This is a genomic window from Terriglobales bacterium (genome assembly GCA_035454605.1).
Taxonomy (GTDB): Bacteria; Acidobacteriota; Terriglobia; order Terriglobales; family Acidobacteriaceae; genus DATMAB01.
The window spans coordinates 1-10,710 of the sequence record DATIGQ010000179.1 but is presented as its reverse complement, the minus strand read 5'-3'; the positions used below and the strand labels follow the sequence as shown (position 1 = coordinate 10,710).

The 10,710-nt window shown below is 63.2% G+C and carries 8 protein-coding genes and 1 riboswitch; of the genes, 6 read left to right on the top strand and 2 right to left on the bottom strand.

What is annotated here, in order from left to right; all coding sequences use genetic code 11:
- The first annotated feature begins 486 nt into the window (after positions 1-486).
- The 4 genes from VLE48_12800 (at position 487) to moaA (ending at position 4,265) form a co-directional block, all read left to right on the top strand.
- Entirely contained in the window at positions 487-1,347 is an 861-nt protein-coding gene (locus VLE48_12800) for a hypothetical protein (GenBank protein HSA93884.1), read from the top strand.
- A gap of 86 nt (positions 1,348-1,433) precedes the next feature.
- Positions 1,434-2,327 carry an alpha/beta hydrolase gene (locus VLE48_12795; protein ID HSA93883.1) on the top strand — a complete coding sequence of 298 codons (894 nt, stop codon included), beginning with the start codon at positions 1,434-1,436 and terminating at the stop codon, positions 2,325-2,327.
- 91 nt (positions 2,328-2,418) lie between these two features.
- Positions 2,419-2,946 (top strand): hypothetical protein, encoded by a 528-nt coding sequence (locus tag VLE48_12790; GenBank protein ID HSA93882.1) that lies wholly within the window; start codon positions 2,419-2,421, stop codon positions 2,944-2,946.
- An 81-nt stretch (positions 2,947-3,027) separates the two neighbouring features.
- Positions 3,028-3,189, top strand: a riboswitch (molybdenum cofactor riboswitch).
- A gap of 86 nt (positions 3,190-3,275) precedes the next feature.
- Complete coding sequence (gene moaA, locus VLE48_12785) at positions 3,276-4,265, top strand: GTP 3',8-cyclase MoaA (protein HSA93881.1); 990 nt, start codon at positions 3,276-3,278, stop codon at positions 4,263-4,265.
- An 85-nt stretch (positions 4,266-4,350) separates the two neighbouring features.
- Here moaA and VLE48_12780 read toward each other — a convergent pair whose 3' ends face one another.
- Positions 4,351-7,737, bottom strand: a complete 3,387-nt coding sequence (locus VLE48_12780) for a TonB-dependent receptor (protein ID HSA93880.1) — start codon at positions 7,735-7,737, stop codon at positions 4,351-4,353.
- Between the two features lie 352 nt (positions 7,738-8,089).
- Between VLE48_12780 and nadA the strand changes: the two genes are divergently transcribed.
- Together nadA and VLE48_12770 are read left to right on the top strand one after the other, a co-directional pair.
- On the top strand, positions 8,090-9,199 hold the full coding sequence (gene nadA / locus VLE48_12775) for a quinolinate synthase NadA (protein ID HSA93879.1): 1,110 nt from the start codon (positions 8,090-8,092) through the stop codon (positions 9,197-9,199).
- 2 nt (positions 9,200-9,201) lie between these two features.
- Positions 9,202-9,645 carry a DUF2203 domain-containing protein gene (locus VLE48_12770; protein ID HSA93878.1) on the top strand — a complete coding sequence of 148 codons (444 nt, stop codon included), beginning with the start codon at positions 9,202-9,204 and terminating at the stop codon, positions 9,643-9,645.
- A 45-nt stretch (positions 9,646-9,690) separates the two neighbouring features.
- Here the strand turns inward: VLE48_12770 and VLE48_12765 are convergent.
- Positions 9,691-10,710, bottom strand: a 1,020-nt coding sequence (locus VLE48_12765) for a M20/M25/M40 family metallo-hydrolase (protein HSA93877.1), incomplete at its 5' end; no start/stop codon positions are given.

The window sequence follows — 10,710 nt, the reverse complement described above, 5'->3', positions numbered from 1 at the left end:
TGGAAAGGAATCGAGCGCTTCGTCGAGTCAAGACACCTGTTTCTTCTCTATGTGGCTGAGGGAGAATTCCAGATCATTCCAAAGAGGGTTCTGGATCCTGGTCAGCTCCTCATGTTCCGCGACCTCCTGCGGCGAAAGATTCCTGTGAACTGAAGTGAGATTTGAATCTTCGCAGATCTGGGCGTCTGCTCCGTGCTGCATTCCTTGCTACCGCCCCAGCCCGCGGCAGCGGGCGGAAGAGAATAGCCCAGGGCGGCGAGCGCGCGGGAGCTTGTCTCCCGCGCCGAGCAAGCCCTGGGTAACGATGCCTGAGAAACCGGCGCCCGACCGGCTCCGAACGAGTCCGCCGCTGCGGACGAGCGAGGAGGCAATAGGAGGGCGCCAAACCCAAGCCACTCCAGAGGCTAGGGCAAACCCGCGGGGTAGTCCGAACCTCCGGGCCGTACTCGTCGCGGTCTGCTATTCTGGAACCGTTAGCCGCCTGCCATGAGACGAATCCTGCTGGCTTCCATCCTTCTGGCTGTCTCTGGTCTGCCCCTACACGCCGCCGACGTGAGCTGCAGCCCCGGACGTCATGAAGTGACGCAGGACCTCTGGGACGGTTACCGCGTCTCGCTGGCGCCGGTCTCAGGTGGCGAGCACGACGGCCAATGCCGCGCCGTCGTGGTCTCTGCGGCGGGCGCAACCGTGTTCGAGGCCTACGGCACCCAGGCCGCGCTCGAGCCCGCCACGCAGCGTGACGTCAACGAAGATGGCGTACCGGATGTCGTGGTGAGCACGGCCACGGAGGGCTCTTACTCCTACCAAGTTTTTGAGCTGACCGAGCCGCCGCATGTCGTGGCCCAGTTCACCACTTCCGTGCCGCTGCACTTCGAAGACCGCGATGGCGACGGGCGCGTCGAGATCTGGGCTCGCGACTTCGCCTTCCTCCGCTTTGACGATCTTCCCGCTTCCCTGACGCCCCAGCCGCTCATTGTCTTCCGCCTGAAGGGCGAGACCCTGATCATGATCAGCCAGGCCTTCTGGCCCGACTATGAACGCGAGATCGCCCAGGCCCGGGGTCGCATCTCCCGCGACATTCTCGACAAGTTCATCGGCTCACCTACCGCCGCCTCGGACGATCAGAAGCCCAAGGAACTGAGCCCGCATGAGAGGGAAGCGGTCACCGAGGTCAAGGCCGAGGCGCTCGGCATCGTGCTCGCTTACCTTTATGGCGGCCGCGGTCAGGAGGCCTGGAAGGCGCTCGACGAAATGTGGCCGCCGCTGGATAAGCCCCGCATCCGCCAGATGATCCTCAAGGCGCGCGGCAGCGGCATCCTCAGCGAGATCAACCGGCCCAGGAAATAGCAACTCCTCGTGCGTCTGCTACTGTCATCCCGAGAAATCCCCGCGACCTCCGATGTCACCGGGCAACGGGCAGCCGGCGAATCACCATGACCCTCACGCTCGACCAGTGGTTCGCTTCCGGCAGCCGCATCCCGGTGTGGTTTCCCGCCGGCAGCGGCGGCACACGCGGCTACGAGGTCTTCTGCCGTCGCCAGGGCTCGGGCCCATGGGTCACCTTCCTGCACGGTTTCCCCACCTGTTCCTGGGACTGGGCGCCGGTGGCGGAGCTGCTCCAGGCGCATCGCCGCCTGTTGCTGTTCGACTTTCTGGGCTTTGGCGATTCCGACAAGCCCGCGCAGTCCTACAGCCTCTTTGATCAGGCTTCCGTAACGGAGCAACTGTGGCGCCGCCTTGACATCTCCAGCACCGTGCTGGTTGCCCACGATTACGGCGTCACCGTCGCCCAGGAACTGCTGGCACGCCTCGCCGAGGGCCGTTCTGCGGCGCGCATCGAGGGAGTGGTGCTGATGAACGGCGGCCTCTATCCCGAGGTGTATCGCCCGCTACGGATCCAGAAACTGCTGGCCCACCGCGTCCTGGGGCCTGTGGTGAACGCGTTCGTCACCGAGTCGACGTTCCGCCGTAACTTCGCCTCGATCTTCTCGCGCCAGCATCCGATTGGCGAGGAAGAACTCCGGCAGCACTGGCAGTCCATCACCCGGCGCGACGGCGTTCGGAACTATCACCGCCTCATGCAGTATCAGCACGAGCGCCAGCAGCATCGCCAGCGCTGGGTCGGGGCGCTGGAGCAGACGCGTGTGCCGCTGCGCTTCCTGTGGGGCATGGAGGATCTCGTCTCCGGGGCGCACGTCGCGCAATTGATTCGTCAGCGCCTGCCCCAAGCGGAGTTCGTGGCGCTCGAAGACGTGGGCCACTATCCCCAACTCGAGATTCCGGATGTGGTTGCCGAGAGAATCGCCGCGCCCTTCCACGGTTCCTAGCAACGTCCGACGGACAGACCACCCCATGCTGCGCCATGGCATCTAAAGTTGTGCAGTGATTAGCTCTCCATTTTTCAAGGAGGTAGAACTCGTGAAGCGCGCAATTCTTCCTTTGTTTCTTATGATTTCGCTGGCTGCATTCGGCCAGGGAAAGAGCGGCAGCGCAGGTCGCCCGGCAGGCGCCGGCGCCCCGTCACAAAGCATGGGACATGGCCCGGAGATGGGGCGCCCGGCGGATGCAGGCAAGCCAGCGGTCACCGGTCAACCCGAATCCACGCCTAGCGCAAACAGCTCCCAGGCGCATGAGCAGCGCGCCCTGACGAGCGCGCAGATCAACGGCGGCTCGTTCAAGATGCTGCAGGAAAAGACCGGCATGTCTTCCGAGCAACTCCAGCAGCTCTATGCCTCCAGCGGCGCGAAAAACTATGGCCAATTCGTTTCGGCCGTGATGGTGTCGAAGAACCTCAACCTCGACACCAACGCCGTGCTCGAAGGCATGAAGACCAAGTCGCTCGGGAAGACGCTCAAGGATATGGGCGTCTCCGACCAGGCGGCGAGTGCCGAGATCAAGAAGGCCAACAAGGAAATCAAGGCGGCGGACAAGAAGAAGTCTTCCTGAAGCGGTGTCCGCAGCCTCCAAGCCCGGCCGTCGGCCGGGCCTTTTTCTTTCGAACGCACGTAGACCCCTACGGACGTATAATGACGCTGAGGTTTCCGATCGGCTTGGCCTGCGGCGTGCGCCATGGCTGGCCGACGGTTGGGTCGCCTTGGCGGCTCACGAGGGTGCGGGTGGAAACGCCCGTGCCTCCCATGCTTCCGGCGTTACCGGATGCGCTTGGAAAGGAAACGCTCGTCGCTCTCCTGCGCGAGACTTTTCCTCTCCCAAAGCATCCCAGAAACAAGGGTTCGATTGAATGCTGATTCCTGATTGCTGAGTGCTGCTTCTTCATGCGCCTGCGCGACAAATTCGGACGCGCCATCACCGACCTGCGGATCTCGGTGACCGACCGCTGCAACTACCGCTGCGTGTATTGCCGCACCGGCAACGAAGGCGCGCTCTACGAAGAATTGCCGCTCGCCGACTACCTGCGGATGGTGCGCTTGTTCGTCGGGCTGGGCATCGAAAAGGTGCGCATCACGGGCGGCGAGCCCCTGTTGCGTCGCGACGTGGTCGAGTTTGTTCGCGAACTCTCGGCACTCCACACCCTCGACGGCCATCCGCTCGACCTGGCCATCACCACCAACGGTCACCTTCTGGCCGAAATGGCAGAGCCGCTGAAACAGGCCGGGCTGCGCCGCGTTACCGTGAGCATGGACGCGGTCGATGGCGAAAAGTTCGCCCGCATCACCCGGGTCTCCAACGGCTTTTCCAGCGTGCTTGAGGGCGTGCGCGCCGCCCGCCGCGCCGGCCTCGACCCGGTCAAGGTCAACTGCGTGCTGCTGCGCGGCTTCAACGACGACCAGATCGTGCCCTTCGCCCGTTTCGCCCGCGAAGAGGGCGTCATCGTCCGCTTCATCGAGTTCATGCCGCTGGAAGAGGACCGGGTCTGGTCGCCGGAGATCGTCGTTACCCTGCGCGAGGTCGTGGACCGCATCCGTGCCTTCCGGCCGCTGGTGGAGATACCCCGCGCCTACAGCGAGACGGCCCGCCGTTTCACCTTCGATGATGGCGTGGGCGAGGTCGGCATCATCGCGCCCGTTTCCGAGCCTTTCTGCGGACACTGCTCGCGCGTGCGCATCACCTCCGACGGTAAGATCCGCACCTGCCTGTTCTCCCTCTTCGACCACGACCTCGCGGGCCGCATGCGGGCCGGTGCCAGCGACGCCGAACTCGGCGACTACATGGTCTCCGTTGTCGAGAAGAAAGAAGCCCGCCACCACATCGGCGAGCCCGGCTTCGAAAAACCCTCGCGCTCGATGGTGCACATCGGCGGCTGAGGAGCATTCAGCGTTTAGCAGTCAGCATTCCGGAAAACAAAAAGGGCGCGGCGAAAGCCGCGCCCTCGTTCTTGGCCAGGGATCTTTAGAACGTGAACTTAGCCGAGAACTGGATGCTACGCTGCCCACCGCCGCCTAGCACAGGATTTCCCAGCCCCACGTCGGACGTTGCCAGGATAGGAAGGAAGCCTAAGCTGCGTCCGTTCGTAGGGTCGAGCCCGTTTGGAGCCGCGTCAGCGATGAACGCGGGCAGCAGTGGATTGGCGAAGTTGGGATGGTTCGTGAGATTGTAGAAGTCTGCCCGCAGCAACAGATGGAAGCGCTCGGTGAGGCGCGTATCTTTGCTGACGGCAAGGTCGAAATTGCGATAATCGGGGCCGATCAGCGAGTTCCGTCCCAGGCTTCCGAAATGCCGCGTTCCCGGCACACAGAACGCCGCGCTGCCGTCTCCCGCCGGATCGAGTGTGCAGGGAACTTGGAAGGACGTCAGGTTAAGGAACTGGAGTGGGTTGTCGGGGTTGTAGGTCACCGCGCCCACAAGGTCGGGCCGGCCGAAGAACTCGCCGCTCCCGTCGTAGTCGTCCAGGAAGTTGTAGTTCACATGGAAGGGGTGTCCGCTCAGCAGCGTCAACACGCCGCTGATCTGCCAACCTTCACCCAGGCGCCCCAGTCCCATCTTGGGCAGAGCGTAGGTAGCGGACCACACGAACCGGTGCCGGGTATCGAAGTTGGAGTTGCCACGGTCGGCGCGCGGGTTGTTGCTGTCGTTAGGCTGCGCCGCGTTAGGCACGAAGTCCTGCCCATCGCTGGCGGTATCGATGGAATGCGACCAGGTGTAGGAGATTTGCTGCGTGAGTCCATGCCAATTCTGCTGCCGCAAACTCACCTGTAGCGCGTTGTAGCTCGAACTCGCCGAGGTTTCGAGCTCATTGACGTAGAACGGCGCGTTGGGTGCCAGCGCACTCAAGGGCGTGGAGAAATTGCGGGGCACGATATCAATGAATCCGTTCGCCAGGTCCGTGGCCGTAATGGTTGCCTGGCTCGGCTGGTTGATGTCGCGGAACCGGAACAGCTTGCGTCCCGCCGACCCCACGTACGACACCTGCAGCACCGTGCGGGGGAACAGTTCCTGTTCGAGGTTCAGGTTGTAGTTGTAGATGTACGGCGTCCGAAGGCCGGGATCGACCGTAAAAGCATCCGTAGTGTCGGTCGAGAAAGTCGCCGGATCGAACACCGCCGCACCCGGAGCCAGCACCGCGGTCGGACTGAAGGAAAAGAAGACCGGGTCCGGGCCGATGGCGTTGTACGCCGGGCCGGCGTTGAACGAGTTGAACGGAATCTGGCCGGTAAAGAAGTCCTGCGAGAAGATGTCGTAGGCGACGCCGAAGCCGCCGCGCAGCACGGTCTTGGCCTTGCCTCCGATGTCCCAGGCAAAACTGACGCGAGGGCTGAAGTTGTTGTGGTCCTTCTCGTAGAGCTGGCCCACCTGCACCAGCCCAACCGCAGGATCGTACATGCTGAAGCGGTTCTGGTCTTCGCCGATCACCCCGAAGTAATCCCACCGCAGTCCCAGGTTGACCGTGAAGTCGCGCCGCACGCGGATGCTGTCCTGCACGTAGAACGCGTGGGAACTCTGGTGCGCATCGCGGTCGGTGTTCCCCGATGGCAAGAAGCTGAAACCCGTGGGCATGCCGGCCAGGAAATCCTGCAGCGAACCGAAGCTGATGCGTCCGCGGAAGTGGAAGTCGTTGAACGAATCCACCGTGGTGCGGCGGAATTCGTAGCCGAACTTGATGTCGTGCCGGTTGAACTTCCAGGAAAAGTTGTCGATGAACTGCCAGTTCGTGTCCCTGCGTCCGCGTGGATTGGAGAATCCGGACGACCCCAGGGAGGCGAACCCGTCGCCGAACTGCATGGTCGGAAAGCCGAAATCGCGTGAGTCGGTGACCCCGTTGTTCAACCCGATGCTGTCGTTCGGATTTCCGAAAACCGCGGCGTCTTCCGCCAGGAAGTCCTGCGAGTATCGGTTCCAGCCGAACCGCGCCTCGTTGACCTGGGTGGACGAGAAGACGTGCACAAAGCTGATCGAGATCAGTTGCGCGCGGATCGGCGACACCGTATTCGTTCCCGGCAGATTGTTGCCGCCGGCCAGACCCAGGGGAAAGCTCTGGTTGCTGTTGCCGAAGAAATACCGCCCGCTCAGATGGTTGTTTTCGTTGAAAGCGTGATCCAGCTTGATGATGAAGCTGTCGGCATCGTTAGAGGCGGCCGCCGTCGAAACCGAGTTGGGGCTGCCCGTCAGGTTGGCCGCCGGCCATACATCCGGCCCGCCGGAACAACCGCCATTAGTTTGGCAGAAGTTGAAAAGGTTCAGAATCACAGGATTGACAACGCCACCGGGCTGCGCGGTCACACAGTCGAAGATGCTGCCCGTGGCGCACTCGGGCGCCGGGCCGCCCAGGCCCCGGATCGCCCCGAAGGCATCGGCGAAATCGCTCAGCGTGGGCACGTTGTTCAGGGAGTCGATACCCAGCCGTTCCCGCTGGCCCTCATAGGCGCCGTAGAAGAAAGTCCTGTCCTTGGCGATGGGACCACCGATGGAGGCCCCGAACTGGTTGTTGTGGAACTTGTTCTTTGAGCCCACCGTGTTGAAGAAGTTGCGGGCATTCAGATTGTCGTTCCGAAAGTACTCGAACACGCTGCCATGGAAGTCGTTGGTCCCGCTCTTGGTCACAATGTTGACGACCGAGCCGGAGTTCCGCCCGTACTCGGGTTCGAAGTTGGAAAGCACGCGCAATTCGGCGATCACCTCGATGGGCAGCACCGTGCCCGGCGTGCCGAACACGCCTCCCTGGTTGATGGCCGGTAGGTTTCGATAGCCATCGTTCATGTCGGTGCCGTCGAGCAGGAAGTTGTTTGACCGGCCGCGGTTGCCGTTCACGCTGAAAAGCCCGAACGATCCCGGCGAATCGCCGCCTCCGTTCGGTTCGCCCGCCGCACCGGGCACCATGATCAGCAACTTGGTGAAGTCACGGCCGTTGATGGGAAGGTCCAGCACTTGCTTTTCCTCAAAGCCCCCGCCCAGCACGTTGCTGCTCGTGTCTACCAGCGGAACCTCTGCCGTGACTTCGGTCACCTGTTCCACCTGCCCGGGTTGGAGCGTCACATCCACTCGCCGCTCGGCGGCGACGTCCACCCGAATGCCGCTGGCCACCGACTTCTGGAATCCCGCTTTTTCCACGGTCACGCTGTAGTTTCCGATGGGCAGCTCGGGCACGACAAAGAATCCCGTCGCATCCGTAGCAGTGGAGCGCTCTAATCCTGTGTCGGTATTGCGAATGGCGACTCTGGCTTCCACGACCACGGCGCCGGTGGAATCTGTCACCGTGCCGAGAATGCTTCCGCGGAAGGTTTGCGCCACCAGAGTGGTGGCAGTCAACAACATGATGGGAAGAATCGACCGGAACTTCATGGCGGGAAATCTCCTCGCACGCGGCCTTTTGCGGGCTGCCTTGTGCGCGGGATTATAGCTCTGCGGCAAACCGGCGCACAGCTAATCACATGGATACGTGCCGTTCCGCCTTGGCGGCGGCAGGCTTGCGCCACCCGCCCCTGGATGGGAAAATGAGCTTGTGCAGCCGGTGCGTCTTTCCTGCCCGGCCGGCATCAAAATTATCAGGAAGGAACGACTGTCGGCTTCAACAACCCCGTAGGTCGGGTTCGCCTTGGCGAACAGTGGATCTACTGGAGCCGGTGGATGCTTTCAACATCCCCGTTCTGCGCGGCCTTCGCTGGCCGGCGCGGGACTGAAGGCGGAAAGAGAAATGTCGATTGCAGCCCCGATTGTCTGCTCCCTGGACAACTATCTCGTCTTGCCGGACCACTCCCTGGACGGTCGCATTGCCGCCGCCAAAGAGGCGCTGGGCAAGCAGGCCGTCATCCTCGGGCATCACTACCAGCGTGACGAGGTCATCCAGTTCGCCGACTACACCGGCGACTCCTACAAGCTGGCCCAGGAGGCGGCCCGTTCCGAGGCCCGCACCATCGTCTTCTGCGGCGTCCACTTCATGGCCGAGAGCGCGGACATCCTCAGCCGCGCCGGCCAGCAGGTCATCCTGCCCGACCTGAATGCTGGCTGCTCCATGGCGGACATGGCCGAGATCGGCCAGGTGGAGGACGCCTGGGAGCAGTTCGTTCGCCTCGGCCTCACCGACGACTCCGGCAGCGGCGTCACGCCGCTCACCTACATCAACTCCGCGGCCGCCATCAAGGCCTTTTGCGGCCAGCGCGGAGGGCTGGTTTGCACTTCTTCGAACGCCGCCGCCGCGCTGCGCTGGTCTTTTGCCAAAGCGCCCCGCGCCTTTTTCCTGCCCGACCAGCACCTGGGACGCAACACCGCCTATGCCATGGGCATCCCGCTGGACGAAATGGCCGTCTGGGATCCCTATCAGCTCCTGGGCGGCAATACCCCCGAGCGCCTGCGTAAGGCTCGCGTCATCCTGTGGAAAGGGCATTGTTCGGTGCACCAGCGCTTCCTGCCGGAGCACGTGGAGGCCGTCCGCCAGAAGTATCCCGGCATTCACGTCATCGTCCACCCCGAATGCCGCTGGGAGGTCTGTCAGAAGGCCGACTCCATGGGTTCGACCGAAAAGATCCGCAAAACCGTCACCGAGGCCCCGGCCGGCTCCAGTTTTGCCGTAGGCACGGAAATCCATTTAGTAAACAGGCTGGCCAAGCAGAACCCGGATAAGATAGTCGTCACGCTGGACGATTCCGGTTGTCTGTGTACCACGATGTTCCGCATTTCGCCCCAGCACTTGCTGTGGGCGCTGGAGAACCTGAACGAAGGCAACGTGGTCAATCGGATCGAGGTTCCGGCGGAAGTAAAGCGCTGGGCGCGCCTGGCGCTGGATCGTATGCTGGAGATCCACTGAGCATGGCGGAACGCACCTTTACTCTCGATGAGGCCCAGCAGCTCCTGCCTATGCTTGAGCCCCTGCTCGACGCTGCCGTCCACAACAAGAAGCAGGTGGAGGAGATCGACTCGGAACTGCAAGCGCTGGGACACCGCATCTCCGCTTCTGGCGGCATGCTGCTGCAGATCGGCCACTGGGCGGAGCGCCGCGCCCAGCGCGACGCCGCTCTCGAGAGCGTGCAGCAGACTCTCAGTGAGATCGACGCGCTCGGCGTGCAGGTCAAGGACCTGGACACCGGCCTGCTCGACTTTCCCTGTCAGGTCGGCGACAGCGTGATCCTGCTTTGCTGGAAGCTGGGGGAGAAAAAGATCGCCCATTGGCACGGGCCCACCGAAGGCTTCATCGGCCGCAAACCCATCGACGACTCCATCGCCAGCTCCGGCGACGCGAAGAAGCCCAATTAGGGGCTGTTGTTAGTAACCGTTCCCCACCGACCACTAGGCCTGCCGTTACGGCACCATCCCCTCGTTCCATGTCGGCGCGAATGTTGAGTTCACCAGCCAGCGCACCGGCCCCACCAGCGCTTGGATGGCCTCCGTCATGTGCGCAAAGTCGATGCGGCTCACCTCATCGCTGGGCTGGTGATAGTCCTTGTGCAGCCCGTAGCTCGAAATGGTGTGCGCTACGACGCCACGCTTGGCCAGGACGTAATTGTCCGAGCGCCGGAAGAAATCCTGGTCGGGGTGCGGATCGGCCGCCAGCCGGGCGCCCTGCGCCGCCAGCCGCGGCCCCAGGTTCGAGCGCTCGTACCCGGTCAGCCACAGCGTTTTCGGCGGGACCTTAGGATCGGGCCGGCCGATCATCTCGAATCCCAGGTTGGCCACCATCTTCGTCAGCGGAACCGGAGGCCGCTCGCGGAAGTACAACGATCCGAGCCCGCCTTGCTCTTCGCTGCCGAACAGTACGAACAGGACGGTGCGTCGCGGCCGCGGGCCGGCAGCCAGTTGCCGCGCCAGTTCCAGCACCGCGGCCACGCCTGAGGCGTCGTCATCCGCGCCGTTATACGTGCTGTCGCCGTTCACCTCTTTGCCCACTCCCACATGATCGTGGTGCGCGGAAAGCAGCACCACCTGCTCCCGCAGCGCAGGGTCGCGTCCCGGCAGCCAGCCCAGCACGTTCCACGTGGTTGAAGTCTTCTCTTCTTTCACGCTCGCTGCCAGGCGCACCGGCGTTCCCTCCGGCATCGCGCCGATTTGCTGCGCTGCGGCGTTATCCAGCGCCACCGCCGTCAAGCCGCCCGGTGTCGCAGCCGGATCGAGGCCCACCACTTGCTGGCTGATCTCCGGCAAGCGTGCGCCGATTCCTTCCCATCGCTCTCGTACCCGCGGCCATTCGGGTATCAGAACCGCGGCGGCGCCCCGCCCGGCCAACTCATAGGCCTGCAGCATTGCCGAGGGCGCTCCAGCTCCGGTCCTGGGTGTCAGGAGAACCACCGCCCCACGCTGCGGTTGCGTAGTCGCTCCGCCGCT